The sequence below is a fragment of the Mycobacterium sp. PS03-16 genome (assembly GCF_004570325.1).
In the GTDB taxonomy this organism is placed as follows: domain Bacteria; phylum Actinomycetota; class Actinomycetes; order Mycobacteriales; family Mycobacteriaceae; genus Mycobacterium.
The window spans coordinates 173,277-199,446 of the sequence record NZ_SPQO01000008.1 but is presented as its reverse complement, the minus strand read 5'-3'; the positions used below and the strand labels follow the sequence as shown (position 1 = coordinate 199,446).

At 69.8% G+C, this 26,170-nt stretch carries 27 protein-coding genes; 13 read left to right on the top strand and 14 right to left on the bottom strand.

Going from position 1 to position 26,170, the window contains the following annotated elements:
• The 4 genes from E4P42_RS09895 to E4P42_RS09880 form a co-directional block, all read right to left on the bottom strand.
• Window positions 1-280 (bottom strand): aldehyde dehydrogenase family protein (locus E4P42_RS09895; protein WP_135125614.1); only part of this gene is annotated, 280 nt, incomplete at its 3' end.
• Window positions 277-1,584 (bottom strand): GAF domain-containing protein, encoded by a 1,308-nt coding sequence (locus E4P42_RS09890; RefSeq protein ID WP_135125612.1) that lies wholly within the window; start codon window positions 1,582-1,584, stop codon window positions 277-279. The genes E4P42_RS09890 and E4P42_RS09895, both read right to left, overlap by 4 nt.
• Window positions 1,585-1,627: 43 nt before the next feature.
• The gene (locus E4P42_RS09885) at window positions 1,628-2,425 is read right to left on the bottom strand and encodes an acetoin reductase (RefSeq protein WP_135125610.1); all 798 of its coding nucleotides are present in this window, start codon (window positions 2,423-2,425) and stop codon (window positions 1,628-1,630) included.
• Window positions 2,425-3,477 (bottom strand): 2,3-butanediol dehydrogenase, encoded by a 1,053-nt coding sequence (locus E4P42_RS09880; RefSeq protein ID WP_135125608.1) that lies wholly within the window; start codon window positions 3,475-3,477, stop codon window positions 2,425-2,427. The genes E4P42_RS09885 and E4P42_RS09880 overlap by 1 nt, the downstream gene beginning before the upstream one ends.
• 120 nt (window positions 3,478-3,597) lie before the next feature.
• Here E4P42_RS09880 and E4P42_RS09875 point away from each other — a divergent pair, with 120 nt between their 5' ends.
• The 5 genes from E4P42_RS09875 (at window position 3,598) to E4P42_RS09855 (ending at window position 9,052) form a co-directional block, all read left to right on the top strand.
• The gene (locus E4P42_RS09875; protein ID WP_135125606.1) at window positions 3,598-5,412 is read left to right on the top strand and encodes an NAD(P)/FAD-dependent oxidoreductase; all 1,815 of its coding nucleotides are present in this window, start codon (window positions 3,598-3,600) and stop codon (window positions 5,410-5,412) included.
• Between the two features lie 155 nt (window positions 5,413-5,567).
• Entirely contained in the window at window positions 5,568-7,592 is a 2,025-nt protein-coding gene (locus E4P42_RS09870) for a prolyl oligopeptidase family protein (RefSeq protein WP_135125667.1), read from the top strand.
• A gap of 58 nt (window positions 7,593-7,650) precedes the next feature.
• Window positions 7,651-8,136, top strand: a complete 486-nt coding sequence (locus tag E4P42_RS09865) for a YkgB family protein (RefSeq protein WP_371287009.1) — start codon at window positions 7,651-7,653, stop codon at window positions 8,134-8,136.
• Window positions 8,137-8,168: 32 nt separating this feature from the next.
• A complete protein-coding gene (locus E4P42_RS09860; protein WP_135125604.1) occupies window positions 8,169-8,804 on the top strand; it encodes an RNA polymerase sigma factor in 636 nt (211 codons plus the stop codon).
• A complete protein-coding gene (locus E4P42_RS09855) occupies window positions 8,801-9,052 on the top strand; it encodes an anti-sigma factor (protein ID WP_245233961.1) in 252 nt (83 codons plus the stop codon). The genes E4P42_RS09860 and E4P42_RS09855 overlap by 4 nt, the downstream gene beginning before the upstream one ends.
• A 13-nt stretch (window positions 9,053-9,065) precedes the next feature.
• Here E4P42_RS09855 and E4P42_RS09850 read toward each other — a convergent pair whose 3' ends face one another.
• The gene (locus E4P42_RS09850) at window positions 9,066-10,412 is read right to left on the bottom strand and encodes a cytochrome P450 (protein ID WP_135125602.1); all 1,347 of its coding nucleotides are present in this window, start codon (window positions 10,410-10,412) and stop codon (window positions 9,066-9,068) included.
• 43 nt (window positions 10,413-10,455) lie between these two features.
• Between E4P42_RS09850 and E4P42_RS09845 the strand changes: the two genes are divergently transcribed.
• Window positions 10,456-11,352: a crotonase/enoyl-CoA hydratase family protein gene (locus E4P42_RS09845; RefSeq protein WP_135125600.1), complete on the top strand. Its 897-nt coding sequence runs from the start codon at window positions 10,456-10,458 to the stop codon at window positions 11,350-11,352.
• Here E4P42_RS09845 and E4P42_RS09840 read toward each other — a convergent pair whose 3' ends face one another.
• The 5 genes from E4P42_RS09840 to E4P42_RS09820 form a co-directional block, all read right to left on the bottom strand.
• Window positions 11,353-12,201: a hypothetical protein gene (locus tag E4P42_RS09840; RefSeq protein WP_135125598.1), complete on the bottom strand. Its 849-nt coding sequence runs from the start codon at window positions 12,199-12,201 to the stop codon at window positions 11,353-11,355.
• 33 nt (window positions 12,202-12,234) lie between these two features.
• Window positions 12,235-13,092, bottom strand: coding sequence for a polyphosphate kinase 2 (gene ppk2, locus E4P42_RS09835; protein WP_135125596.1), 858 nt, complete (start codon window positions 13,090-13,092; stop codon window positions 12,235-12,237).
• Window positions 13,093-13,153: 61 nt separating this feature from the next.
• Entirely contained in the window at window positions 13,154-14,671 is a 1,518-nt protein-coding gene (locus E4P42_RS09830; RefSeq protein WP_135125594.1) for an aldehyde dehydrogenase family protein, read from the bottom strand.
• 53 nt (window positions 14,672-14,724) lie between these two features.
• On the bottom strand, window positions 14,725-15,264 hold the full coding sequence (locus E4P42_RS09825) for a phosphatase PAP2 family protein (protein ID WP_135125592.1): 540 nt from the start codon (window positions 15,262-15,264) through the stop codon (window positions 14,725-14,727).
• A gap of 2 nt (window positions 15,265-15,266) precedes the next feature.
• The gene (locus E4P42_RS09820; protein WP_135125590.1) at window positions 15,267-15,785 is read right to left on the bottom strand and encodes a mycothiol transferase; all 519 of its coding nucleotides are present in this window, start codon (window positions 15,783-15,785) and stop codon (window positions 15,267-15,269) included.
• A 152-nt stretch (window positions 15,786-15,937) separates the two neighbouring features.
• Here E4P42_RS09820 and E4P42_RS09815 point away from each other — a divergent pair, with 152 nt between their 5' ends.
• Window positions 15,938-17,338 (top strand): MFS transporter, encoded by a 1,401-nt coding sequence (locus E4P42_RS09815; protein ID WP_135125588.1) that lies wholly within the window; start codon window positions 15,938-15,940, stop codon window positions 17,336-17,338.
• Window positions 17,339-17,345: 7 nt separating this feature from the next.
• Here the strand turns inward: E4P42_RS09815 and E4P42_RS09810 are convergent, their stop codons facing one another.
• Window positions 17,346-17,735 (bottom strand): VOC family protein, encoded by a 390-nt coding sequence (locus E4P42_RS09810; protein WP_135125586.1) that lies wholly within the window; start codon window positions 17,733-17,735, stop codon window positions 17,346-17,348.
• Window positions 17,736-17,757: 22 nt separating this feature from the next.
• On the opposite strand from E4P42_RS09810, the gene E4P42_RS09805 reads away from it, so the two are divergent.
• Both E4P42_RS09805 and E4P42_RS09800 read left to right on the top strand, forming a co-directional pair.
• Window positions 17,758-19,482 carry an amidohydrolase family protein gene (locus tag E4P42_RS09805; protein ID WP_135125583.1) on the top strand — a complete coding sequence of 575 codons (1,725 nt, stop codon included), beginning with the start codon at window positions 17,758-17,760 and terminating at the stop codon, window positions 19,480-19,482.
• Complete coding sequence (locus tag E4P42_RS09800; protein WP_135125581.1) at window positions 19,479-20,030, top strand: carboxymuconolactone decarboxylase family protein; 552 nt, start codon at window positions 19,479-19,481, stop codon at window positions 20,028-20,030. The genes E4P42_RS09805 and E4P42_RS09800 overlap by 4 nt, the downstream gene beginning before the upstream one ends.
• Here the strand turns inward: E4P42_RS09800 and E4P42_RS09795 are convergent.
• A complete protein-coding gene (locus tag E4P42_RS09795; protein WP_135125579.1) occupies window positions 20,022-20,846 on the bottom strand; it encodes an SDR family oxidoreductase in 825 nt (274 codons plus the stop codon). The two genes, E4P42_RS09800 and E4P42_RS09795, sit on opposite strands and share 9 nt — an antisense overlap.
• Window positions 20,847-20,878: 32 nt before the next feature.
• Here E4P42_RS09795 and E4P42_RS09790 point away from each other — a divergent pair, with 32 nt between their 5' ends.
• Together E4P42_RS09790 and E4P42_RS09785 are read left to right on the top strand one after the other, a co-directional pair.
• Window positions 20,879-21,226 (top strand): pyridoxamine 5'-phosphate oxidase family protein, encoded by a 348-nt coding sequence (locus tag E4P42_RS09790; protein ID WP_135125577.1) that lies wholly within the window; start codon window positions 20,879-20,881, stop codon window positions 21,224-21,226.
• A gap of 70 nt (window positions 21,227-21,296) precedes the next feature.
• Window positions 21,297-22,112, top strand: a complete 816-nt coding sequence (locus E4P42_RS09785) for an endonuclease domain-containing protein (RefSeq protein WP_135125575.1) — start codon at window positions 21,297-21,299, stop codon at window positions 22,110-22,112.
• 99 nt (window positions 22,113-22,211) lie between these two features.
• Here the strand turns inward: E4P42_RS09785 and groL are convergent, their stop codons facing one another.
• Together groL and E4P42_RS09775 are read right to left on the bottom strand one after the other, a co-directional pair.
• A complete protein-coding gene (gene groL / locus E4P42_RS09780; RefSeq protein WP_135125573.1) occupies window positions 22,212-23,837 on the bottom strand; it encodes a chaperonin GroEL in 1,626 nt (541 codons plus the stop codon).
• A 187-nt stretch (window positions 23,838-24,024) separates the two neighbouring features.
• Complete coding sequence (locus E4P42_RS09775) at window positions 24,025-24,600, bottom strand: TetR/AcrR family transcriptional regulator (protein ID WP_135125571.1); 576 nt, start codon at window positions 24,598-24,600, stop codon at window positions 24,025-24,027.
• 99 nt (window positions 24,601-24,699) lie between these two features.
• On the opposite strand from E4P42_RS09775, the gene E4P42_RS09770 reads away from it, so the two are divergent.
• A complete protein-coding gene (locus E4P42_RS09770; protein WP_135125569.1) occupies window positions 24,700-25,605 on the top strand; it encodes an SDR family NAD(P)-dependent oxidoreductase in 906 nt (301 codons plus the stop codon).
• A gap of 19 nt (window positions 25,606-25,624) precedes the next feature.
• Window positions 25,625-26,122, top strand: a complete 498-nt coding sequence (locus tag E4P42_RS09765; RefSeq protein WP_135125567.1) for a cupin domain-containing protein — start codon at window positions 25,625-25,627, stop codon at window positions 26,120-26,122.
• Window positions 26,123-26,170: the final 48 nt, after the last annotated feature.

Genomic DNA, 26,170 nt, shown 5'->3' with positions numbered 1-26,170 from the left:
CCTCGATACGGTCGGCGATCCGGTTGAGGATCAACGCCCGCTCGGCGGCCGAGGTCTTCCCCCACGCCGGTGCCGCCGCGTGCGCGGCGTCCAACGCCGCCTCGATATCGGCCTCCGTGGAGCGGGGGATCTCGCAGAACACCTGCCCCGTCACCGGCGTCACATTCTCGAAATACTGCCCACCAATCGGCGCCACCCACTCACCACCGATGAAATTGGCATAACGGGACTCGAAGCTCATCAATGCCTCGGCGGAACCCGGACGTGCGTAAACACTCATGATGTGACTCCTTCTGACGATTTGGGTGCAGAGTTCGAACGGAGGGCGGAGACGAAGGGGGCGGTCGAACCGGGCAGCAGCGTGGACATGTCGACCGGATAGCGGACCTCGACGTCGACCGTGCCGGCGATGCGGTACGGCTGCGCGGCGAACAGGCCGACGAATTGCTTACGCAGTCGCGACATCTCGGCGCGCACGGTGACCACCCGCGACGGGTCGCCGTAGAGGTCGGCGGCCAGCTGCGGTGCCGAACACCCGCTGGGCGACACCGCCAGGGCGAGGACGATCTCGGCGTGCCGCAGCGTCAGATCGCGGCGCCAGCCGCCGAACCCACCGGCCATCTGCAGCGACGGACGGTCGCCGGTGCGCAGGTCGAGGGTGGCGTGGGTGGCGGCCCCGGACACCTCGTCGGCGAGCCGGACCAGCCAGCCCCCGGGCAGCGGTTCGACGTCGCACGCGCCCAGCGTCGGAAACCACAGCCGCCCCGCCGCGACGTCCGCGGGCAGCGGGATCCGGTGGTGCGGCGGCAGCGAATCCACCGCGGCCACCCAGCCGTTCGGATCCACGGCCAGCGCGGGGCTGCCGATGCGGGCCAGGATCGGGGCGGCTACCGTACGCAGCGAGTTCAGCGTGCGGTCGTGCTGTTCGCGCAGCCGCGATTCCGCCAGCCGCGCCACGGCGTCGACCAGCGCGACGGTGGTGGGGTGCACGGTCGCGGCCGGCCCGGAGACGTCGACCACGCCGAGGACGTGGCCGGTCCGCGGATCCTTGATCGGCGCACCCGCGCAGGTCCAGGAGTGGTGGCTGCGCGAGAAGTGCTCGGCGGAGAACACCTGCACGGCGCCGTGCGACATCAGCGCGGTGCCGATCGCGTTGGTGCCGACGGCGTTCTCGCCCCAGTGCGCGCCCTCGATGAAGCCGAGCCGGTCGGCCGACGCGATCACACCGCGCGATCCGGCCCGCCACAGCACCCGCCCCTGCGCGTCGGCGATCACCAGGATGTTGTCGCCCTCCTCGATCAGCGACTCCAGGCTGCGAGAGAGTTCGTCGAGGACCGCCATCAGCCCGGACGCCTGGCGCAGCGCATCCAGGCCACCGGTGTCGACATCCGGGTCGGGCATCGCGTCGGGTTCGATGCCGCGGGCCATCAGCCGGTGCCAGGAGTCCTCGATGACCTTGCGGGGGCGCGCCGGCCCCCGCTCACCGGCCATCGTCGCGTCGTACACCGCCGACATCAACCGCGCGTAGCGGCGCGGGTCCTCGCCGGCCGCGACGGCGGGCTCGGGAACATTCGGACGGGGCATCACAGGCGATTGTGCTCCTCGTCACAGGCCGACGGCAACGCGGTCACCGATAGACCATGCCGCCGTCGATCAGACCGGCCTGGCCGGTCATGTAGTCCGCGCCCGGACCGGCCAGGTAGGCGACGAATCCGGCCACGTCCTCGGGGGTCTCGGGACGCCCCAGCGCGATGGTCGCGGAGAACTTCTCGAACGTCTCCCCCTCCGCGGCCCCGGTCAGTTCGGCGAAGCGTCGGTCGATCTCCACCCACATATCGGTGCCCACCACCCCGGGGCAGTAGGCGTTGACGGTGATGCCGTCGGCAGCGTGCTCCTTGGCGGCGGCCTGGGTCAGCGCCCGCACAGCGAACTTCGTGGCGCTGTAGGGGCCGAGCATCGCGAACCCCTCGTGGCCGGCGATCGACGACGCGTTGATCACCTTGCCGGGACGGCCCAGTTCCCTAAACTTCGCCACGGCGGCCTGGATACCCCACAGCACCCCGTCGACGTTGATCGACCACAGGCGCGCGAGGTCGTCGGGCGTCACCTCCGAGATCGGCCCGACGAGCGCGATGCCCGCGTTGTTGACCATCACATCGAAGCCGCCGAGCGCCGTCGCGGCGTGGTCGACGGCGGCGAACACGGCGTCGCGGTCGCTGACGTCGGCCACGAATGTGGTTGTCTTCGACCCGGTCTCGGCAAGTTCGGCGGCGACGGCCTCGATGGGATCTGCGGCGATGTCGACGAGGGCCACGTCGGCGCCCTGCCGGGCCAGTTCGTGCGCGATGCCGCGGCCGATGCCGCGACCCGCGCCGGTCACCAGGGCGACCCTGCCCGCCAACGGGGCCGGGATCTGCGCTGCCATCAGTTCTCCTTCGCCGGGTCGACCAGAACCTTCATCTTGGTGCCCGCGTGCAGTGCCTCGAAGCCGTCGTCGACCACGTCGTCGAGGGGTATCGACGTCACCCAGCCCGTGGTGTCGTACATACCGCGGGCCATCAGATCGATCACCGCGGCGAAGTCCGCTGCGGTGTAGCACAGCGAGCCCTGGATGCGGGACTCGTTCATGACCAGGTTGAGAAGTGGTGTAGTCAAGGGCTTTTCGTAGATCGCGACGCTGACCATGGCCTTGCGCGCGCCCACGCACGCCAGCGCGGTCTCGACCGCGGGTCCCACCCCGGCGGCGTCGTAGACCGCGTCGGCGCCGCGGCCCGCCGTGTGGTCGGCGATGAAGGCCGGCACATCGACGGAGTTCGGGTCGAGCGTGGTGGCGCCCAGCGCCTCGATGGCCGTGCGCCGGGTCGGCGACGGCTCCACCACGTAGACGTCCTGGACGCCCTTGCCGCGCAATGCGAACCACAGCCCGATGCCGATCGGGCCGGCACCGAAGACCATCGCGGTGCCGTCGGGCAGCGGTTCGCCGAGCGTCGCGGCGTGGTAGGCCACCGACATCGGCTCGACCAGCGCGCCCAGCTCCAGCGACACGCTGTCGGGCAGCCGGTGCAGCATCATGGTGGGCACCACGGTGTACTCGGCCATACCCCCGTCGGACATCAGGCCGTGGAAGCCGATCTGGGCGCAGATGTTGTAGTTGCCGACCCGGCAGGGCGCACAGTGCCCGCAGCGGTAGATCGGTTCGACGGCCACGCGGTCGCCCTCGCGCCAGGCCGTCACGCCGGGGCCGACCTCGGTGATGACGCCGGAGAACTCGTGGCCCATCACCAGCGGTAGCTGCGCGCCGGTCAGGGGGTGGGGTTCGGTGGGGACGAAGATGGGGCCGGCGTAGTACTCGTGCAGGTCGGTGCCGCAGATGCCGTTGTAGCCGACCCGGACCTTGACGGTGCCGGGGCCGGGTTCTGGTTCGGGAACCTCGGCCACCTCGAGTTTGTGGGGTCCGTGATACACAGCCGCTTTCATGCGGCCAGTTGTATGTGACCGCGACCACACGCCGAAAGAGTTGCATCGGGTTGCAAGGCGCCGGCTGCAACGTCGTGCAACTCTTGCGAGCCCGGGTCCGCCGGGTGTGCCCTGGGTCACATGACACACACTCTGGAACCCGTCAGCGTCACGACGCCCACTCAGCGCGTCGAGGCCTGGCTCGCCGACTTCGAAGCCGCGCTGGCCGTCCGCGACATCGACCGCGTGGTCGCAAAGTTCGCGGTGGACAGCTTCTGGCGCGACCTTGTCTCGTTCACCTGGAACATCAAGACCGTCGAGGGCCGTGACGCCATCGCCGGCATGCTCACCGCCCGGCTGGCCGAGACCGATCCGTCGCGATTCCGGGTCCGCGAGCCCGCGACCGAGGACGGAGACGTCACGTCGGCGTTCATCGAGTTCGAGACCGGGCTGGGCCGGGGCACCGGGCACCTGCGGCTGCGCGGTGACCAGTGCTGGACCCTGCTGACCGCGCTGCAGGAGCTCAAGGGATACGAAGAGGCCAAGGGGCCGAGCCGGGTGCTCGGCGCGGTGCACGGGTCCGATCCCGATCCCCGGTCGTGGGCCGAGAAGCGGGAAGACGAGGAGGCGTCGCTGGGCTACTCCCGCCAGCCCTACGCGGTGATCGTCGGCGGCGGACAGGGGGGGATCGCGCTGGGGGCGCGGCTGCGGCAGCTCGGGGTGCCGGCCATCGTGGTCGACAAGCACGAGCGCCCGGGCGATCAGTGGCGCAGCCGCTACAAGACCCTGTGCCTGCACGACCCGGTCTGGTACGACCATCTGCCGTATCTCCCGTTCCCGCCGAACTGGCCGGTGTTCGCTCCCAAGGACAAGATCGGCGACTGGCTCGAGTTCTACACCCGGGTGATGGAGGTGCCGTACTGGTCGAAGACCACGTGTCTGTCGGCCGCCTATGACGAGGACACCAAGACCTGGACGGTGGAGGTGGACCGCGACGGCGAGCGGGTCACCCTGCGGCCGACGCAGCTGATCCTGGCCACCGGTATGTCCGGTAAGCCGCACGTGCCGCAGCTGCCGGGTCAAGACGTGTTCCGGGGCGAACAGCACCACTCCAGCGCCCACCCCGGCCCCGACCGGTACCTCGGCAAGCGGGCGGTGGTGATCGGGTCGAACAACTCCGCGCACGACATCTGCAAGGCGCTCTACGAGAACGGCGTCGACGTGACGATGGTGCAGCGGTCCTCGACGCACATCGTGAAGTCGGATTCGCTGATGGATCTGGGCCTGGGCGACCTCTACTCGGAGCGCGCGCTGGCGGCGGGGATGACCACCGAGAAGGCCGACCTGACGTTCGCCTCGCTGCCGTACCGGATCATGCACGAGTTCCAGATCCCGATCTACGACGCGATCCGGGAGCGGGACAAGGACTTCTACGAGCGGTTGACGGCAGCCGGATTCGATCTGGACTGGGGTGACGACGGCTCGGGGCTGTTCATGAAGTACCTGCGCCGCGGGTCGGGCTACTACATCGACGTCGGGGCGTGCGACCTGGTGGCCGACGGCAAGATCAAGCTGGCGCACGGCCAGGTCGACCGGCTCACCGAGGACGCGGTGGTGCTGGCCGATGGCACCGAACTGCCGGCCGACCTGGTGGTTTACGCGACCGGCTACGGCTCGATGAACGGCTGGGCCGCCGATCTGATCGGTCAGGACGTCGCCGACAAGGTCGGCAAGGTGTGGGGTCTGGGTAGCGGGACCACCAAGGACCCCGGGCCGTGGGAGGGCGAACAGCGCAACATGTGGAAGCCGACCCAGCAGGAGAACCTCTGGTTCCACGGCGGCAACCTGCACCAGTCGCGGCACTACTCGCTGTACCTCGCGTTGCAGCTCAAGGCGCGCTATGAGGGCATCCCGACACCGGTGTACGGGCTGCAGGAAGTGCACCACCTGAGCTGACGCCGACATCGACACCAGGGCGGTGATTCGCGGCCACCCCTCGGGCCTTCACCGCCCTGGTGTCGATCTCGCGGGAGGGCCGCCGCAGCGTGGGGATCGGGACCGCGGCCGTCGTGGTGACGCTGACTGCCACCCACCTCGCGAACGTGCGCAGAATGGTGAGCGTGACTGATGCCCGCCATGAGCAGACCGACACCGACCCGCACCTCTGGCTGGAGGAGGTCACCGGCGAGGAGGCCCTGGACTGGGTCCGTCGGCACAACGAGCCGACGCTGGCCGACCTCGGCGGTGAGCGCTTCGAGCAGATGCGCACCGAGGCGCTCGAGGTTCTCGACACCGACGCGCGCATTCCCTACGTGCGCCGGCGCGGGGAATTCCTCTACAACTTCTGGCGCGACGCGGACAACCCGCGCGGGCTGTGGCGGCGCACCACGCTCGACAGCTACCGCACCGAGCAACCGGAGTGGGACGTCGTCATCGACGTCGACGAGCTGGCCCGCACCGACGACGAGAACTGGGTGTGGGCGGGTGCCGACGTCCTCGACCCCGACCACACCCGCGCACTGGTCAGCCTGTCGCGCGGCGGCGCCGACGCGGCGATCGTGCGCGAATTCGACATGGCCACACGGGAGTTCGTCGACGGCGGATTCGAACTCCCCGAGGCCAAGTCGCAGATCACCTGGGAGAACGCGGACACCGTGCTGCTCGGCACGGACTTCGGCGAGGGCTCGCTGACCGAGTCCGGCTACCCGCGGGTGGTCAAGCGGTGGCGGCGCGGCACGCCGCTGGAGCAGGCCGAGACGGTGTACAGCGGCGAGGCCGACGACGTCATCGTCGCCGCGTCAGTGGACCGCACCCCCGGCTACGAACGCACCGTGGTGCGCCGCGCGGTCGACTTCTTCAACGACGAGGTGTCCGTGCTGCGCGGCGACGACCTGGTGCGCATCGAGGCGCCCACCGACGCGACGGTGTCGATGCACCGCGACTGGCTGCTGATCGAATTGCGCACGGACTGGGGCGACTACCGGGCCGGGTCGCTGCTGGCCGCGGACCTCGAGCAGTTCCTGCGCGGCACAGCGCAACTGCAGGTGGTGTTCGAACCCGACGAGCACACGTGCCTGCATCATTACGCGTGGACGCGGGACAGGCTCGTGGTGGTCACGCTGGCCGACGTGGCCAGCCGCGTCGAGGTGTACACGCCGGGTGAGTGGCGGGCCGAGCCAGTGCCGGGCCTGCCGGACAACACGAACACCGTCATCGTCGCCGCGGACGACGAGGGTGACGAGATCTTCCTGGACTCCAGCGGTTTTGACACGCCGTCGCGGCTGCTGCACGGTGCGGCCGGCGGTGAGCTGACCGAGATCAAGCGCGCGCCGTCCTTCTTCGACGCCGCCGACCTGAAGGTCGACCAGCACTTCGCCACCTCCGCCGACGGCACCAAGATCCCGTATTTCGTGGTCGGTCACCGCCACACCCAGGCGCCGGGCCCGACGCTGCTGGGCGGGTACGGCGGCTTCGAGGTGTCCCGCACGCCCGGCTACGACGGTGTGCTGGGCCGGCTGTGGCTGTCGCGGGGCGGCACGTACGTGCTGGCCAACATCCGCGGCGGCGGCGAGTACGGCCCGCGCTGGCACACGCAGGCGATGCGGGAGGGCCGCCACCTCGTCGGCGAGGATTTCGCCGCGGTCGCCGCCGACCTCGTGGACCGGGGCATCACGACCGTCGAGCAGCTCGGTGCGCAGGGCGGCAGCAACGGCGGCCTGCTGATGGGGATCATGCTCACGCAATACCCGGAGCGGTTCGGCGCGCTGGTGTGCAGCGTGCCGCTGCTGGACATGCGACGGTTCCACCTGCTGCTGGCCGGTGCGTCCTGGATGGCCGAGTACGGCAACCCCGACGATCCGGCAGACTGGGACTTCATCTCGAAGTACTCGCCGTACCAGAACATCTCCGCCGACCGGCGCTATCCCCCGGTGCTGATCACCACGTCGACGCGCGACGACCGGGTGCACCCCGGCCATGCGCGCAAGATGACCGCGGCGCTGGAGGAGATCGGCCAGCCGGTGCAGTACTACGAGAACATCGAGGGCGGCCACGGCGGCGCGGCGGACAACGCCCAGGCGGCGTTCCGCGCGGCGCTGATCTACGAGTTCCTGCACCGGAGGCTCGGGGCGGTGTAACGGTTGGCGGGTGGCGGAGCACTACAGCATGACCGCACCGCCAACCCAGAAGGAACCGATCATGACCACTTTCCACGCCCCCGCCACCGTGACCACCCGCGCCCTGCCCGTGCTGGAGCGGGTCGGCACCGCCCTGCCCCGCTACGGACTCGTCGTCGTCATCGCCTGGATCGGGCTGATGAAGTTCACCGAGTTCGAAGCCAACGGCATCCAGCCGCTGGTCGCCAACAGCCCGCTGATGAGCTGGATGTACGGCATCTTCTCGGTCTCCACGTTCTCCGCGCTGCTCGGCGTCGTCGAGGTGGCGGCCGCGGCGCTGCTGGCCGTCAAGCCGTGGTGGCCCCGGATCTCCGCGATCGGCAGCCTCATCGCGATCGGCCTGTTCGTCGCCACGCTGAGCTTCTTGTTCACCACCCCGGGCGTCTTCGAGGCCTCGGCAGGCGGCTTCCCGCTGCTGTCCTCGACCGGGCAGTTCCTGATCAAGGACGTCGCACTGCTGGGCATCGCGGTGTGGACGCTGCTCGACGCGCTGAAGCAGCGCTAGCACCCCCGGTGAGTGGATACGATCCGCTCCACATGACCCGTCAGGGAATCGACGAGAGCGACCTCATCGCGGCACTACGGCGCCGCGATGAGGTCGTGTTCGCCGATCTGGTCGACACCCACACACCGTCGATGCTGCGGGTCGCCCGCGGGTACGTCCGCACCCACGAGCTCGCCGAAGAAGTGGTTCAGGACACCTGGCTGGCGCTGCTGAAGGGCATCGACACGTTCGAGGGCCGGTCTGCGCTGCGCACTTGGCTTTTCACCGTTCTCATCAACATCGCCAAGGCCCGCGGTGTCCGGGAACGCCGCGACGGCGACGCGGCGGTGCGGGCCTACACCGGCGGCACCGTCGACCCGGCCCGGTTCCGCGCCGACGGCGAGGAATGGGCCGGGCACTGGCGCGACGAAGAGACGCCCGCCCCGTTTCCCGACACCCCGGAGGGCTCCGCGCTCGGCCACGAGCTCACCGCGGTCGCGCAGCGAGCGCTCGACACCCTCCCCGAGCGTCAGCGCACGGTGGTGACCTTGCGCGACATGCTCGGCTTCGACTCCGCCGAGGTGCGCGACCTCCTCGGCCTCAGCGTGGCCAATCAACGGGTACTCCTGCACCGCGGCCGGGCCGCGGTGCGCCAGGTGCTCGAGGACTATCTCAAGGATGCGACGTGAACACCGATCCGATGAACTGCAACGAATTCGTCGAGCTGGTCACCGCCTACCTCGACGGATCGCTCGACACCGAGACGCGATCACGCGTCGACACCCACCTGACCGGGTGCGACGGCTGCACGAACTACCTGCAGCAGATGCGCGCCACTGTGCAGACGCTGGGCAGCATCGACGACGACATCGACGGGGGGCGCCTGGACCCCGACTTGCGCCGCCGCCTGCTCGACACGTTCCGCAACCGGGAGTGACCGGCGCCGCCGGTCAGTGATCGGCCATTTCGGTCACCGGGCGCACCGCGAACTCCAGCCCGTACTGGTTGAGCGTCACCGGAAGCGGCTCGGACGGTGACAGCGCCGGCGTGGAGGTCAGCCGAAGGTCCAGGTGACTCAACACATTCGCCAGCAGCGTGCTGGTCACGAACAGGACGAGGTTGCGACCCGGGCACTCGGCCGGACCCGACGAGAACGGCACCAGCTGCGGGTAGTCGCGGGCACGCCCGTCCAACCAGATGTCGGGCACGAATTCGTCCGCGAAGGGCAGCAGCTCGGGATCGCGGTGGAACGCCGGCACGGCGATGATCAGGCCGGCGCCCTTGCGGATCGTCACCGCGCCGTCGCGCCACGTCGTGTCCTCGGTCGTGTCCCGCAGGATCGCCGGCGTGGTCGGCCACAACCGCACCGACTCCAGCACGCACGCGCGCAGGTAGGGCCGCAGCCGTAGCCGGTCGGGTTCGGCCGCGTCGTCGATGGCCCGGCTCATCGCGTCGGGATGGGTGGCCAGCGCCGCGAGCGCCCGCACCGAAGCCATTCCGGCGGCGTCGAACGCGAAGAGCCACTGCGGCATCTGGCCCACCGGGTCGACGGCGCCGCGCGCGGGCAGTTCGGCCACCGCGGCGGCCAGCGTGCCGATCTGCGGATCGGCGACGTAGTCGTAGAGCTGCTCGAGGAACTTCGCCCGGGCCCGGTAGTGCGGCCGCGACAGGAACGACCAGTTGCCGGCCTTGCGCAGCCGCATCAGCGCGTCGGTGATGTCCTCGTCGTCGCGGGCCCGGTCACCGAGCGCGATCCGGCGCACGATCCGCCACCACGCCGTCATGAACTGCGCGGAGTCCAGGCTGCCGCGGGCGGTGGCGCCGTCGACCAGTTGCCGGGCCTCGGCGGCCACCACATCGGCGAACGCTCCGGCCAGCCCGTGTATCTCGGCGTCGGAGTTCAGGGCGGCGTCGTTCAGGGCACGGCGCTGCTGACGGATCGGACCGCGCGAGATCAGCACACCGTGCGGTTGAAACCACTGCAGCGCCTTGCGTTTCTCCAGATTCGCCGGGTGGAACGGGTCGGGCGCCCCGGCCAGTACCCGGCCGACGTCGCCCGGGTCGAGGACCACCACCATGCGCCGGCCCGGCAGCACCAACTCCAGCGGACCCGGGCCGAACTCCCGCCGCAGCATCTGCATACGTCGCACCGCGCGGCTGTCGGCCTGCACGGTCTCCAGCGCCCGCATCACCGGCGGCCGGCGCGCGATCACCCCGGCGGCGATCGAGGCGCCACCGAGGTCGACCAGCGTCGACACGGCGCGGACACCGGTCAGGCGAGGGGCTGACGTCTTCATCGCTTTCGCGGTTACCCGACAGCCGTGCTGCCAAACTGCTGCCATGCCTGAGTTCGAGACCCTGCTCTACCGGGCCGATCCCCCGGTCGCCACGATCACGCTGAACCGGCCCGAGCACCTGAACACGATCGTGCCGCCGATGCCCGACGAGATCGAGGCCGCGATCGGGCTCGCCGACACCGACCCGCAGGTCAAGGTGATCGTGTTGCGCGGCGCCGGGCGCGCCTTCTCCGGCGGTTACGACTTCGGCGGCGGGTTCGACCACTGGGGCGAGTCGATGAACACCGACGGGGGGTGGGATCCCGGGAAGGATTTCGCGTTCGTCACCGGCCGCGCCACCGCGCCGACGGGGAAGTTCATGGCGATCTGGCGGTGCTCCAAACCGGTGATCGCCCAGGTGCACGGCTGGTGCGTCGGCGGGGCCAGCGACTACGCGCTGTGCGCCGACCTCGTGATCGCCAGCGACGACGCCGTCATCGGCACCCCGTACGCCCGTATGTGGGGCGCTTACCTGACCGGGATGTGGCTCTACCGGCTCAGCCTCGCCAAGGCGAAATGGCATGCGCTGACCGGGGAACCGCTGACCGGCGCCGAAGCCGCCGCGGTGGAACTGATCAACGAGTCGGTGCCGTTCGACCGGCTCGAGGCGCGCGTCGCGGAGGTGGCGGCGATGCTGGCGCGCATCCCGCTGTCCCAACTGCAGGCGCAGAAGCTGATCGTCAACCAGGCCTACGACAACATGGGGCTGGCGTCGACGCAGACCCTCGGCGGCATCCTCGACGGGTTGATGCGCAACACCCCTGATGCGCTGGCCTTCATCGACCTCGCCGCCTCGCAGGGCGTGCGGGCCGCGGTGCAACGCCGCGACGGTCCGTGGGGTGACTACAGCCAGGCGCCGCCGCACCGGCGGCCGGACCCGTCGCACATCATCGAACCGTGATCACTCGGGCCGGTGCCGCAGCCCGCCCAGCAGCGACGCCACCACCCCCACCGCCACCAGGCCGGCGCCGGCGATCAACGTCAGGTTGAGCCAGTGGTGCAGGCTGTCCTCGGCCGTGCCCACCATGACCTCGGCGATCTGGCGGAAGTTGCCCTCGGCGTGGGTGAGCGCCCGGTCGATGTGGCGGTCGGCCACCTCGAGCCCGGCCCAGCCGGCCGCGCCCACCAGCAGGGCCGAGACACCGAGCGCGGCAAGCCCTTTGCCGCGCTGGCGGGCGCCGGCGAACGTGAGCAGCGCGAAGGCGGCGGTCAGGACGGCCGCACCGGCGCTCAGCCACGGCCCCCACGTGGCGACCGTCCGCAGGCGACCGGGCTGCAACTCGGGTGAGGGCGCGGTGACGGGCACCAGCAGCGTCTCGGGGACGTCGAGATCGAGATTGCCGAACGTGGCGCGCAGCGACTCGTCGGCCAGCATCGGCGCGATGTCGATCAGCCACTGGTCGCCCTGTCCGGACGGCTGGATGTCGTCGCTGAACATCCAGCGGTGGGCGATGCGGTTCGCCGCGGCGAACTGGCCGGGGAACCCGGCGTTGCCGGTGTAGGCGGCGGTGACCTGGCCGACCAGCGCCGGGTTCAGGTCGTATCCGCGGTCGGCGGCCAGGGTGGTGATCTGCCCGGTCAGCTCGTCGGCCATCGACTGCTGCAGGCCCGGATCGCGCGCCGCGTCCGCCGCCAGCCCGGCGTAGCCGTCCTCGCTCACCAGCTTCTGCTGTGCCCACACCGCGGGCACCGCCACGGCCAGCAGCACGGTGGTGAGCAACCACAGCAGTGCTGTCAGCACGAACCGCAACGCCGTCCTCCTTCGTCCGGGACGGTCGGGCGGTCAGTCGGTCAGCGCACGTCCCACGATGAGGGGATCGGCCCGGCCGACCACCTCATGGTCCTTGTTGTCGTAGTCGAACTTACCGAGCACGTAGCGCATCGCGTTGAGGCGGGCGCGCTTCTTGTCGTTGCTCTTGACCACGATCCACGGCGCGGTCTCGGTGTCGGTCAGCGCGAACATGTCCTCTTTGGCCTGGGTGTACTCGCCCCACTTGTCCAGCGAGGCGAGGTCGGTCGGCGAGAGCTTCCACTGTCGCACCGGATCGACCTGCCGGATGGTGAACCGGGTCCGCTGTTCGGCCTGCGACACCGAGAACCAGAACTTGATCAGGTTGATCCCGTCGTTGACCAGCATCTGCTCGAACAGCGGCACCTGGCGGATGAACTCGGCGTACTGCTTCTGCGTCGCGAAACCCATCACGCGCTCGACGCCGGCGCGGTTGTACCAGGACCGGTCGAACAGCACCATCTCGCCCGCGGCGGGCAGGTGCGACACGTAGCGCTGGAAGTACCACTGCGTGCGTTCCCGCTCGGTCGGCTTCTCCAACGCGACGACGCGGGCGCCGCGGGGGTTGAGGTGCTCCATGAACCGCTTGATGGTGCCGCCCTTACCCGCGGCGTCGCGCCCCTCGAACACGATCACATGCCGGTGCCCGTTGGCCTGGCTCCACTTCTGCAGCTTGAGCAGTTCGATCTGCAGCAGCCGCTTCTGCTTCTCGTACTCGTCGCGCTTCATGCGCTCGTCGTACGGATAGTTCTCCCGCCACGTGTCGACGATCTGGTCGCCGGGCTGCAGCAGCAGCACCGGATCGTCGTCGTCATCGTCACGGACGGTGTAACCGTCGACAGCCAGGCTCACGGGCCCGAACGTAACCACGGATACGTACGCGTCAGTGACGCCGGGGTGAACGGTCGATGACCTACTTGGCAATGCGGCGCGGCCGCAGCAGCGCCAGTTTGGTCATCATCGTGTTCATCCGCTTGAGCGCCTTGTGCGAGTTGTTGTAGTAGTTGCCGCCGGCGCCGACGGCGGTGCGCGGCGCGACCACGGTCTCGATGCGGCAGAACTTGCGCAGCCCCTCCGCACCGCCGAAGCGGGCACCGATGCCGGAGGTTTTCCAGCCGCCCATCGGTGCGGTGGTGCACATCAGGTTCGAGATGACGTCGTTGACGTTCACCCCGCCGCAGTCGAGTTGCAGCGCAACGGCCTCGGCGCGCTCGACGTCCTTGGAGAACACCGCGGCCGACAGCCCGTACGGGCTGTCGTTGGCCAGGCGCACCGCCTCCTCGACCGAGGACACCCGCATGATCGGCAGCGTCGGGCCGAAGGTCTCCTCGGTCATGCACAGCATCGAATGGTCGACGTCGACCAGCACGGTGGGCTCGTAGAACGAGCCCGGACCGGAGCGGCGCTTCCCGCCGGTGAGCACCTGGGCGCCCTTGGCGACGGCGTCGGCGACGTGCCGTTCGGTGACCGCCACCTGGCTCTCGTCGATCATGGCGCCGAAGTGGTGACCGTCGCCGGCACCCATGTCCAGGTTCTCGACGTCGCGCACCACGGCGGCGACGAACTGGTCGTACACCGGGTCCAGCACGTAGACCCGCTCCACCGACACGCACGTCTGCCCGGCGTTGAACATCGCGCCCCACACCGCCGCATGGGCGGCGAGCTCGACGTCGGCGTCCTCGAGCACGATCATCGGGTCCTTACCGCCCAGCTCGAGGCTGACCGGGGTGAGCCGGCGCGCGGCGCGCTCCATCACCTTCGCGCCCGTCGCCGAGGACCCGGTGAACTGGATGAAATCGGAGTTGTCGATGACGGCCTCGGACACCTCGCGGGCGCCCTGCACCAGCGCGAGCACCTCCGGCGCACCCGAATCCTGCCAGCCGCGCAGCAGCAGTTCGGCGGTCAGCGGCGTGCGCTCGGACGGTTTGAGCAGCACCGCGCAACCGGCCGCCAGGGCGCTGATCGCATCCATCAGCGCGTTGGCCACCGGGTAGTTCCACGGCGCGATGATGCCGACCACCGGGCGGGGCCGGTAGTGCACGGCGATCTTCTTGATCGACAGGAACGGCAGCGACGCCGGCCGGGTGTCCGGTGCCAGCGCCTTCTCCATGGTCCGGATGTAGTACGAGGTGATCATCAGGATGAGCGGCACTTCCTGTGCGGCGTCGACGGCCGACTTGCCGGTCTCCTTGATCAGCAGCTCTTCGATCTCGTCGCGGTGCTCGCCCAGCCACACGGCGTAGCGCGCCAGCACCTTGGCCCGGCCTTTCGGGCCGCGGGCCTCCCACTCCCGCTGGGCGGTGCGCAGGCCGGTGGCGATCCGGGCCACATCGGCGGGGTCGGTCCAGCGCACCTCGCCGGCGACGGCGCCGGTCGCGGGGTTTCGGATGGTGCCCGTCTCGGGCGCATCGAGTTCTGGCGTCGCAGTCATGTCGCCATGGTAACCACCCGGTGTGACCCAGATCGCAGCGGGGTTGACACCTGTCAAGTCGAGCGGTGGGGCGACCAGTCCGCCAACCGGGCGGCCAGCGCCACCACCGCCGACCCCCACAGCAGCGCGCCGACCGTGTCGGTGAAGTAGTGGAACGTCAAGCCGACGGCGACCATCCCGACCAGGGTCGCGGCCACCGCGCCGAACACCGCCCACCTCCTGGCCCCGGCGACCAGCACCACCATCCCGGCGGTCACCACCAGCGCGGTGGTGTGGCCGCTCGGGTAGGCCAGCGCGCCGTCGAGCTGGCGGTCGAACACCCGCTTGAGCAGCTGGGCGGTCACGATGGCCGCCGGCGGGCAGACCACCACCACCACCGCCAGCTTCCACTGCCGCCGCCACAGCGCCACCGCGACCGTCCCGCCCAGCACGGCCACCAGCAGCGGCGGCCAGACGAGGATCAGCAGCACGTCGGGGGCGTCGATCGCCAGCAGCCGGTCGTCGAGCGGGGTTGACGATTGCCCCACGCCCCAACCGAGCAGGAACAGTCCGGCCACCGCGAACACGGGCCACCAGCGCAGCGCCGTCGTCATCGTCAGCGCGAGATGCCCTGAATGTAGGCGGCCTGCCCGAGGTGCTGGGCGCAGTCGTCGATGATGCTGACCAGCCGGGCGCTCGCCGTCACCGGCGGATCCCAGTTGTCGTCGACGATCTGGCCGAGATCGTCGACGGTGATCGAGGCCAGGTAGGACAGCGTCACCTTGTGCACGCCGTGGTAGTAGCCGGCCAGCAGGTCCGCCTGCGCCCGCACCTTGCCGACGTCGTCGGGGCTGTGGCCGTAACCGGTGTCGTCGCGCGGCAGGTCCAACTCGAAGCGATCCACCCACCCCTCGCGGGTCCACACCTGCTCGACGCCCGCGATGTCGCACAGCTGCGCGTCCTGCACCCGGGCGCTGTGCCACAGCAGCCACGCGATGCTGTTCGCCGTCGCGGTCGGGCGGTAGAACGCCACCTCGTCGGTCAGGCCGTCGGTCAGCGCCTCGACGTGTTCGATCAGGCGGGTGAACGAGTCCCGCAGCAGTTCGCGGGCGGCGGCCGCGTCGGATTCAGGCATGCCTCCGACGCTACCGGCCGGCGGTGTGGCGGGCCTGTCGGCGAGTTCCGCGGAGCATGTTTCATTTCCGGCGCGGTTGGGAACGGTGGGGCGCCATGCGGGCTTGCGCGCGGCCAGACCGCGGCGGGCGTCGATCACACCAGGACAGGGGTATGGGGACCACACCACCGAACGACCGTGACACCGCCGGGCGGGCGGCCACCGAGGACGTCCCCCCGGGCGTGCTGAAGAAAGCCATCGCCGCCTCGGCGATCGGCAACGCCACCGAGTGGTTCGACTACGGCATCTACGCCTACGGCGTCACCTACATCTCGGCCGCCATCTTCCCGGGCGACACCCAGAACGCCACCCTGCTGGCGTTGATGACGTTCGCGGTGTCGTTCCTGGTGCGGCCGCTGGGCGGGCTGGTGTGGGGTCCGCTGGGCGACCGCATCGGACGCAGGCAGGTCCTGGCGATCACGATCGTGATGATGTCGGGCGCCACGCTGTGCGTCGGGCTGGTCCCGTCCTACGCGTCGATCGGATTCTGGGCGCCGGTGCTACTGGTGTTCCTACGCATGGTCCAGGGCTTCTCCACCGGCGGTGAGTACGGCGGCGCCGCGACGTTCATGGCCGAGTACGCCCCAGCGCGGCGCCGTGGCTTCCTCGGCAGCTTCCTCGAATTCGGCACGCTGGCCGGGTTCTCGTTCGGCGCGTTGCTGATGCTGAGCTGTTCGCTGCTGCTGTCCGACGAGCAGATGAACTCGTGGGGCTGGCGACTGCCGTTCCTGGTGGCCGCACCGCTCGGGCTGATCGGCGTCTATCTGCGGTCGCGCCTCGACGACACGCCCATCTTCCGGGAGCTCGAGAAGGCCGGGGAGACCGAGAAGCGCACCACCACCCAGTTCCGCGATCTGCTGGTCGGCTACTGGCGGCCGATCCTGCAGCTGGGCGGGCTCGTGGTCGCGCTCAACGTGGTCAACTACACGCTGATCAGCTACATGCCGACCTATCTCGAGACGTCGATCGGCCTGAGCACGGACATGTCGCTGATCGTGCCGATCATCGGTCAGCTCGCGATGATGCTGTTCGTGCCGCTGGCGGGGCATCTGTCCGACCGGGTGGGCCGCAAACCGCTGTGGTGGTTCTCGCTGATCGGCCTGATCATCGCCGTCATCCCGGCATTCATGCTGATGTCGGTGAACCCGCTGGGCGCGATCGTCGGCTTCGCGGTGCTGGGCCTGCTCTACGTCCCGCAGCTGGCGACCATCTCCTCGACGTTCCCGGCGATGTTCCCCACGCAGGTCCGGTTCGCCGGCTTCGCGATCGCCTACAACGTGTCGACGTCGCTGTTCGGCGGCACCGCGCCGGCCGTCAACGACTGGCTGATCATCGAGACCGGCAACAACCTGGTGCCCGCCTTCTTCATGATGGCCGCGTGCGCGCTCGGCCTGGTGGCGCTGGTCAAGGTGCCCGAGACCGCCCGCTGCCCGATCGGCGGCAGCGAGATCCCCGGCACGCCGGCGGCGCCGCCACCGCTGGACGACGCGGTCGGGGCCGGCAGCGCGCGGTGAGTGCGGGTCAGGTCTGCGGGCCGCCGCCGTGGAAGACGGCCTCGACGTTGTTGCCGTCGGGGTCACGGACGAAGGCGCCGTAGTAGTTCGGGTGGTACTCGGGCCACAACCGCGGCTCGTGCAGCGGTTCGGCGCCGAGCGCCAGGGCGGTGCGGAAGAACGCCTGCACGCTCTCGGGATCCTTGGCGACGAACGCGACGTGCATCTCGCGGTTGGGCCCGGGCACGTTGCCGGCGGTCATGTCGGCGATCCAGAAGGCCGGATGCCCTTCGGTGCCGTAACCGATGGCCACCCCGAAGTCCATCTGACGGGTGAAGTCGAGGACGCCGAGGACCTTGTCGTAGAACTCTTTTGACTTCTCGAAGTCGGCGCAGTTGATTCCGAAGTGATCGATCACACGGTCACCGTACATTCGTGACATGACATATGACCTCGTGATTCGTCATGGCACGATCGTCGACGGACTCGGCGGTGAGCCGTTCACCGGTGACGTCGCGGTATCCGACGGCGTGATCGTCGGGGTGGGAACGGTGGAGGGCACGTCCGCGCGCGAGATCGACGCCACCGGCCTACTGGTCACCCCGGGGTTCATCGACCTGCACACGCACTACGACGGGCAGGCGGTCTGGTCGGACCGGATGACACCGTCCTCGGCGCACGGGGTGACCACCGCGGTCATGGGCAACTGCGGAGTGGGCTTCGCGCCGTGCCGCGCCGACGACCACGACGTGCTGGTCGACGTGATGGCCGGCGTCGAGGACATCCCCGGCGTCGTCATGGTCGACGGGCTACCGTGGACGTGGGAGACGTTCCCCGAATTCCTCGACGCGGTGGCCGCGCGCCAACGGGACATCGATGTGGCCGCGCTGCTTCCGCACTCCCCGCTGCGGGTCTACGTGATGGGCCGCCGCGGCGTGGACCGGGACCCGGCCACACCCGAGGACCTCGCGCTCATGCGCAAGCTCGCCGCCGAGGCAATCGAGGCGGGGGCGCTGGGCTTCGCATCGTCGCGGTTCTCGATCCACAAGACCGAAAGCGGCAGGCCCATCCCGAGTTACGACGCCGGGCACGACGAGATCGACGCGATCGCCCGCGGGGTGCGCGACGGCGGTGGTGGGCTGATCCAGTTCGTGCCCGACCTGGTGGCCGGCGACTACGAACCGGTGCTGCAGACCGTCTTCGAGGTCGCCGCCGACGTCGGACTGCCGGTCACGTTCACGCTGGCGATCGGCAATGCGGGCCCGGCCTCCTTCGAGGATGCGCTGCGGATGGTGGAGAAGGCCAACACCGACGGTGGGGACATCACCGCGCAGATCTATCCGCGGCCGATCGGGCTGGTGCTCGGGTTGGAACTGTCCGGCAACCCGTTCGTGCTCTACCCGTCCTACCGCGAAATCGCCCACCTGCCGCTGGCCGATCGGGTCGCCGAGATGCGCAAACCCGAGGTGCGCGAACGCATCCTGAACGACACGCCCGCCTCGGACGGGCATCCGCTGATGTTCGCGGTGCAGGCGTGGGACTGGATCTTCCCGCTCGGCGATCCGCCGGACTACGAACCCGACCCGTCGACGAGTATCGCCGCGCGGGCCCGCGCCCGCGGAGTGAGTCCGCTCGAGGAGGCCTACGACCGCGTGCTCGACGACGACGGCCACGCCATGCTGCTGGTGACGCTGGCAAACTTCCGGGACAGCTCGCTGGACACGGTCGCCGAACTGATCCGCCGCGACGATGTGGTGCTGGGCCTGGGCGACGGCGGTGCGCACTACGGGATGATCTGCGACGCAAGCTTTCCCACCTACCTGCTGACTCACTGGGTGCGCGACCGTGCGGCCGGCCGGCTCTCGGTGGCCGAGGCGGTGCGGGAGCTGACGTCGGTGCCCGCGCGGGTGGCCGGCCTGGCCGACCGCGGCCGGATCGCCGTCGGCTACAAGGCCGACCTCAACGTGATCGACCACGCCGCGCTGCGGCTGCACAAACCCACGGTGGCACACGACCTTCCGGCCGGCGGGCGGCGGCTCGACCAGACCGCCGACGGCTACGTCGCCACCGTCGTGTCGGGTGAGATCATCGCCGAGCACGGCGTTCCCACCGCGGCGCGGCCGGGCAGGTTGGTGCGCGGACGCCGCCAGGAGCCGGTCGCATGACGCGGGTACAGCCCCTGGCACCGCCGTGGAGCGACGCCGATGCCGCCAACATCCAGAGCTGGGGCCACCCCGACCGCAGTTACGAACCGCTGCTGCTGGTGCGCTGCCTGCAACGCCATCCCACGCTGGCCGCCCGCCTGCGCAAGATGGGTGAGGCGCTCTACATCGACGCCAAGCTCCCGCCGCGGGTGCGCACGATCGTGATCCTGCGGATCTGCGCGCTGGTGCGGTGCGCCTACGAGTGGGGCGGTCAGGCCGCGTTCTGGGGTCCGATCGCCGGCGTGCGCGACGACGAATGCGATGCGCTGGTCACCGGGGCCGACCCCGGGTGGAGCGCCGACGAGCGCACGCTGATCGCGGCGGTCGACGAGCTGGAGGCCACCGGCTCCTGGGCGCCGTCGACGTGGGAGGCGCTGGGCGGCTTCCTCGATGACGAGCAGCGGATGGAGCTGCTGGTCGCGCTCGGCTGGTACCGCACGATCTGCACGCTGTGCAACGGCCTCGATCTGCCGGTCGAGGGCTGGATGCGGCGGTGGCCGTCAGGCTGACCGGCGGTCGCGGCGCAACGCGGGGTGCTGACTGACCAGCAGCGGCAGCAGCACCCGTCGCGGAATCGCCTGCACCAGAAGGGTGCTCAGCCGGCTGGGCAGCCCGGCGATCACGGTGCCACGGTCGCCGTCGAGCGCGTCGACCCCCACCTTGGCCACCTCCCGCGAGTCCATCCACAGGAACTTCGGGAACGCCGCGGCGAACTTCCGTTCGTCCATGCCCGCCGACTGCAGGAACTCGGTGCGGACCGGGCCGGGGCACAGGGTGGCGACCGTGACGCCGGTGCCGGCCAGTTCGGCGCGCACCCCCTCGGTGTAGGTGTGCACGAACGACTTGGTGGCCGCATAGCCGGACTGGCCGGGGAACGGGTGGAAGCCCGCGGTCGAGCCGACATTGAGAATGGCGCCGCGGCCCCGGGCCACCATCTGCTGGGCGGCCCGCGTGGTGAGGTCGATGACGGCCTCCACGTTGACACGCACCTGCGCGATCTCCTCGGCCACAGTGGTTTTCGTGATCGCGCCCAGTGTGCCGATGCCGGCGTTGTTGACCAGGATGTCCATGGTCAGGCCGCGGTCGGCGACCGCGTCGAACAGGCGGGCCCGGGCGTCGGCGTCGGCGACGTCGCAGGCGAGGGTCTCGGCACGCACCGTCGCGCCGAGTTCGTCGGCCAGCGCCCGCAGCTTGTCCTCGCGACGGGCGACCAGCGTGACGCCGTGACCGCGGGCGGCCAATTCGCGCGCGATGTCGGCGCCGATCCCGGAGGACGCCCCGGTGACGACGGCGGTGGTGGTCGGTGACGGCGTGGGCAGCGGCATGCCTTCCGAAACTACGCCGTTACCCTCAACGCATGAGCGTCAAGGTCGATCTGGACAAGCTTGCCGACACCCTGGCCGAGTACGCCCTCGGCTACCTCATCACCGTTGGCGACGACTTCCGGGCACACACCGTGGCGGTCCTCCCGGCCTTCGCACACGGCGCGTTCACCATCGGGCCACTCGGCGACACCAGCCGCCGTAATGCCGCCGCGCACGCCGCCGTCACCGTGGTGTGGCCGCCGCGGGAGCCGACGGGCTACTCGTTGATCGTGGACGGCACCGCCGAGGTCACCGAGGACGGCATGCGACTCACGCCGAGCCGCGCCGTGCTGCACCGCAGCCCCGACGGTGTGCACGACTGTGTCTCGCTGAAGGGCTGAGCCTCGGGTTATCCACAGGCCGGCTACCTGAGGGTGTCGTTCACCGCCTGTCGTGGGTTGGGATTGATCGGTGTCCGGAATAGCGCATCTGCTCGCGGCGAACGGCGGGGTGCTGTCCAGTGCTCAGCTGCGCGCGGCCGGGGTGGACCGTAAGGGTTGGCAGCAGGTCCGACGCGGCTGGTATGCCGGCCGGTCCGCTCATCCCCTCGTCGTCCGCGCGGTCGCCGCCGGGGGTGTCATGGGTTGTGTTTCGGCGCTGCGCTTCTGCCGCGTGTGGGTCCTCGACTCAGCGCTGCACATCCGATATTCGGAGCGAGCCCGCCGGTCCCGCGCGGGGGTTCGGTCCTGCCATCCGTACCGGCTGGATCCACCGATCGTCGGCGCCGTCGACCCGATCGACATCGCGGTCGCGTCGGCGGCGAACTGCCTCGATGCCGAGGGTCTCGTCATCGTCCTCGACTCGATGCTGAATCAGCGGATGATCGAGATGGCCGATGTGAGATCGATCGTGGCGGCGTCGCGCTTGGCACACCTCAATCTCGCCGAGCGATGCGACGCCAAGAGCGAGTCCGGTACCGAGACGATCATCCGGCTACGGCTGCGGGCGCTGGGAATACACCTACGGACCCAGGTGGTCATTCCGGAAGTGGGGCGGGTCGACTTCCTGGTAGGTGATCGGCTCATCATCGAGGCCGACAGCCGCGAGCACCACCTACCCAAGTACCAGTCCGACCGGACGAGGGACAGAGTGGCCAGCGGCCTGGGGTACCTGGTGATGCGACTGACATATGAGGATGTCGTGTACCGCTGGGACATCGTGGTCGCCGACATCCTGTCGGTGATCCGACGGCGCGGGCACCGGGGTCCGATCGCAATGTCGGGCTGACAGCCGCGTCACGCACATATATCCATGACGACGCTCGCAGGCCGACATTGCGAAAAGGCCCGGGCTGCATACGCAGCCCGGGCCCCTTCGAAACAGGACTCAGAAGTCCATGCCACCCATGCCACCGGTCGGGTCGCCGGCGGGAGCGGCGGCCTTCTCCGGCTTGTCGGCGACGACGGCCTCGGTGGTGAGGAAGAGCGCCGCGATCGAGGCGGCGTTCTGCAGCGCCGAGCGGGTCACCTTCACCGGGTCGGCGACGCCGGCCTTGAGCAGGTCCTCGTACTCGCCGGTGGCGGCGTTGAGGCCGGTGCCCTTGTCGGCGTTGCGGACCTTCTCGGCCACCACACCGGGCTCCAGGCCACCGTTGAAGGCGATCTGCTTCAGCGGAGCCTCGAGCGCCACGCGCACGATGTTGGCGCCGGTCGCCTCGTCACCGGTGAGCTTGAGCTCCTCGAGCGACGGAGCGGCCTGCAGCAGGGCCACGCCACCACCGGCGACGATGCCCTCCTCGACGGCGGCCTTGGCGTTGCGGACGGCGTCCTCGATGCGGTGCTTGCGCTCCTTGAGCTCCACCTCGGTGGCAGCACCGGCCTTGATCACCGCAACACCGCCGGCCAGCTTGGCCAGGCGCTCCTGCAGCTTCTCGCGGTCGTAGTCGGAGTCGCTGTTCTCGATCTCGGCGCGGATCTGGGCCACGCGACCGGCGATGGCGTCCGAGTCACCGGCGCCCTCGACGATGGTGGTCTCGTCCTTGGTCACGACGACCTTGCGGGCCTGGCCCAGCAGCGAGATGTCGGCGGTCTCGAGCGACAGGCCGACCTCTTCGCTGACGACCTGGCCACCGGTGAGGATCGCCATGTCCTGCAGCATCGCCTTGCGGCGGTCACCGAAGCCCGGGGCCTTGACGGCGACGGACTTGAAGGTGCCGCGGATCTTGTTCACGACCAGGGTCGACAGGGCTTCGCCCTCGACGTCCTCGGCGATGATCAGCAGCGGCTTGCCGGCCTGGATGACCTTCTCCAGCAGCGGGAGCAGATCCTTGACGGTCGACACCTTGGACGACACGAGCAGGATGTACGGATCCTCGAGGACCGCTTCCTGACGCTCGGCGTCGGTGACGAAGTAGCCCGAAATGTAGCCCTTGTCGAAGCGCATACCCTCGGTCAGCTCCAGCTGCAGGCCGAAGGTGTTGGACTCCTCGACGGTGATGACACCCTCGTTGCCGACCTTGTCCATGGCCTCGGCGATCAGGTCGCCGATGGACTGGTCACCGGCGGAGATGCCGGCGGTGGCCGCGATCTGCTCCTTGGTCTCGACCTCCTTGGCCGACTTCAGCAGCGTCTCGGTGACCTTCTCGACGGCCTTCTCGATGCCGCGCTTGAGGCCCAGCGGGTTGGCGCCGGCCGCGACGTTGCGCAGGCCCTCGCGCACCAGCGCCTGGGCGAGCACGGTGGCGGTGGTGGTGCCGTCACCCGCGACGTCGTCGGTCTTCTTGGCGACCTCTTTGACCAGCTCAGCGCCGATCTTCTCGTACGGGTCCTCCAGCTCGATCTCCTTGGCGATGGACACACCATCGTTGGTGATCGTGGGAGCACCCCACTTCTTCTCCAGGACGACGTTGCGGCCCTTGGGGCCCAGCGTCACCTTTACCGCGTCGGCGAGGCTGTTGAGGCCCCGCTCGAGGCCGCGACGGGCCTCTTCGTCGTACGCAATTGTCTTGGCCATTGCGAAGTGTTTCCTCCGATAGACGGATGCACGTTCTTGTTGGCCGGGCCCGATGCCCGCGACGGACGACGGGGGCTGTGCTCGCGAAGTTGCGGCCCCTGTCTCACCGTCCCGACCTAGCACTCACCGGTCGCGAGTGCCAATTGCATTCTTAGCACTCGACCAGGGCGAGTGCAAGGTATCGACGCTAGGGCCGCCGCGGGCGCAAACCGTCCGTCACCACGGCCGTCGCCCGCTCCGCGGCCGGACCGCCGTAGGCGCCGATCGCCTGGCATCCGACCAGGACGGCCTTGAGTTCGGCCACCCCGAGATCGGCCCGCGCCGTGCCGGCCCGCTGCGCGGCGGCGAGCAGCTCACCCAGCAGCGCCATGACCTCCCGCTCGGCGTCCGGCGCGACCGTGTGAACGTCGATGCCCGACCCGGCCAGCGCGGCGACGAGCACGTGATCGGAAGCCCACTCGTGCGCCATCGCGTGCAGGAACGCGAACAGCGCCCCGCCCGGCCCCTCGGACTCCAACAGTGCGCGACCCCGTGTGGTGATCTCGCCCAGCCGGTGGTCGACGACGGCCGTGTACAGCGCCTCCTTGGTCGGAAAGTGGCGGTAGATCGTGCCGGCACCGACGGCGGCACGCCGGGCGATCTCGTCGACGGGCACGGTCAGGCCCTCGGCGGCGAACGTCTCGTACGCCACCCGCAGCACCCGGTCGCGGTTGCGCGCGGCGTCGGCCCGCAACGGTCGCGCCCCGTCTCGTCCGACGGCCATGTCCACCTGTTCACCCGGGAATCATTGAAAGCGGAGTGAGCGTTCCGTATGTTCGTAATCAACCGGAGCGCACGCTCCGCTTCATTCTAGGAGGCAGTCATGGCCAAGTGGACCACCACCGACATCCCCGACCAGTCCGGCCGCACCGCGGTCGTCACGGGGTCGAACACCGGGCTGGGTCTCGACACCGCCAAGGCGCTGGCCTCCCGCGGTGCGAACGTCGTCGTCGCGGTACGCGACACCGAGAAGGGCCGGCGCGCCGCGGACCTGATCCGCTCCGGACATCCGGACGCGGCCGTCACCGTGACCGAACTCGACCTCGGCTCGCTGCGCTCGGTACGGGCCACCGCCGAGGCCCTCAAGGCCGCCCACCCCCGCATCGACCTGCTGATCAACAACGCCGGCGTGATGTACCCGCCGAAGCAGACCACGGCGGACGGCTTCGAGCTGCAGTTCGGGACCAATCACCTCGGCCACTTCGCGCTCACCGGGCTGCTGCTCGACACCCTGCTGGCCACGCCCGGATCGCGGGTGGTCACCGTCAGCAGCGTCGGCCACCGCATCCACGCCGCCATCCACTTCGACGACCTGCAGTGGGAGCGCAGCTACAACCGCGTCGGCGCCTACGGTCAGTCCAAGCTGGCCAACCTGCTGTTCACCTACGAGCTGCAGCGCCGGCTCGCGGCGGCGAACGCCGACACCATCGCGGTGGCCGCCCACCCGGGCCTGTCCAACACCGAGCTGATGCGGCACCTGCCGTCGTTCCTCAACCCCCTGGTCGGTGTCGTCGCGCAAAGCCCGGCCATGGGTGCGCTGCCCACGCTGCGCGCCGCCACCGACCCGGCCGTGCAGGGCGGGCAGTACTACGGCCCCGGCGGCCTCGGCGAAACGCGCGGCTACCCCAAGCTGGTGGGTTCGAGCGCGCAATCCCGCGACACCGCGCTGGCGCGCCGGCTGTGGGCGGTGTCCGAAGACCTCACCGGAGTGAGCTTCCCGGTCGGCTGACTGTGGCAGGCTCGATCGCGTGTCACTGGTCGTGCCGCCGTACCCGCCGCCGCGCTTCACCAAGGACGAACCCGAGGTCAGCGCCTGGCTCAAACGCGGCGAGGAGCCGCCGGACTACGACGCCTCCGGCCTGGTGCAGTATCACTACCTGGCCGGCCAGGAGGCCACCGGCGGCGACTACGGCTTCTACCGCGTGCAGATCGCCCCGCGCGGCGGCGGGCCCGGCCCCCACTTCCACCGCGCGATGTCGGAGGCCTTCTTCGTGCTATCGGGGACGATCCGGCTCTACGACGGCACCGACTGGGTCGACGGGCGGCGCAACGACTTCCTCTACGTCCCGCCCGGCGGCATCCACGGCTTCCGCAACGAGGCCGACGAACCCGCATCGCTGCTGATGCTGTTCGCCCCCGGCGCGCCGCGCGAGCACTACTTCGAGGGGCTCGCGCAGGTCGGCGAGATGACCGACGAGGAGCGGCGCGAGTGGTTCGTCGAGAATGACAACTTCTGGGTCGAGTAGCCGGGTGTGACACACCCGACGGACACGCCGGGCGAAGGTGCGCGCGCG

Coding starts and splice junctions, on each gene's coding strand:
- E4P42_RS09890 (WP_135125612.1), bottom strand. CDS start 1,584: ATGCCCCGTCCGAATGTTCCCGAGCCCGCCGTCGCGGCCGGCGAGGAC.
- groL (WP_135125573.1), bottom strand. CDS start 23,837: ATGGCCAAGACAATTGCGTACGACGAAGAGGCCCGTCGCGGCCTCGAG.
- E4P42_RS09850 (WP_135125602.1), bottom strand. CDS start 10,412: ATGAAGACGTCAGCCCCTCGCCTGACCGGTGTCCGCGCCGTGTCGACG.
- E4P42_RS09770 (WP_135125569.1), top strand. CDS start 24,700: ATGGCCAAGTGGACCACCACCGACATCCCCGACCAGTCCGGCCGCACC.
- E4P42_RS09820 (WP_135125590.1), bottom strand. CDS start 15,785: ATGCCTGAATCCGACGCGGCCGCCGCCCGCGAACTGCTGCGGGACTCG.
- E4P42_RS09880 (WP_135125608.1), bottom strand. CDS start 3,477: ATGAAAGCGGCTGTGTATCACGGACCCCACAAACTCGAGGTGGCCGAG.
- E4P42_RS09800 (WP_135125581.1), top strand. CDS start 19,479: ATGACGCGGGTACAGCCCCTGGCACCGCCGTGGAGCGACGCCGATGCC.
- E4P42_RS09805 (WP_135125583.1), top strand. CDS start 17,758: ATGACATATGACCTCGTGATTCGTCATGGCACGATCGTCGACGGACTC.
- E4P42_RS09830 (WP_135125594.1), bottom strand. CDS start 14,671: ATGACTGCGACGCCAGAACTCGATGCGCCCGAGACGGGCACCATCCGA.
- E4P42_RS09870 (WP_135125667.1), top strand. CDS start 5,568: ATGGTGAGCGTGACTGATGCCCGCCATGAGCAGACCGACACCGACCCG.
- E4P42_RS09885 (WP_135125610.1), bottom strand. CDS start 2,425: ATGGCAGCGCAGATCCCGGCCCCGTTGGCGGGCAGGGTCGCCCTGGTG.
- E4P42_RS09825 (WP_135125592.1), bottom strand. CDS start 15,264: ATGACGACGGCGCTGCGCTGGTGGCCCGTGTTCGCGGTGGCCGGACTG.
- E4P42_RS09875 (WP_135125606.1), top strand. CDS start 3,598: ATGACACACACTCTGGAACCCGTCAGCGTCACGACGCCCACTCAGCGC.
- E4P42_RS09845 (WP_135125600.1), top strand. CDS start 10,456: ATGCCTGAGTTCGAGACCCTGCTCTACCGGGCCGATCCCCCGGTCGCC.
- E4P42_RS09860 (WP_135125604.1), top strand. CDS start 8,169: ATGACCCGTCAGGGAATCGACGAGAGCGACCTCATCGCGGCACTACGG.
- E4P42_RS09790 (WP_135125577.1), top strand. CDS start 20,879: ATGAGCGTCAAGGTCGATCTGGACAAGCTTGCCGACACCCTGGCCGAG.
- E4P42_RS09795 (WP_135125579.1), bottom strand. CDS start 20,846: ATGCCGCTGCCCACGCCGTCACCGACCACCACCGCCGTCGTCACCGGG.
- E4P42_RS09775 (WP_135125571.1), bottom strand. CDS start 24,600: ATGGCCGTCGGACGAGACGGGGCGCGACCGTTGCGGGCCGACGCCGCG.
- E4P42_RS09815 (WP_135125588.1), top strand. CDS start 15,938: ATGGGGACCACACCACCGAACGACCGTGACACCGCCGGGCGGGCGGCC.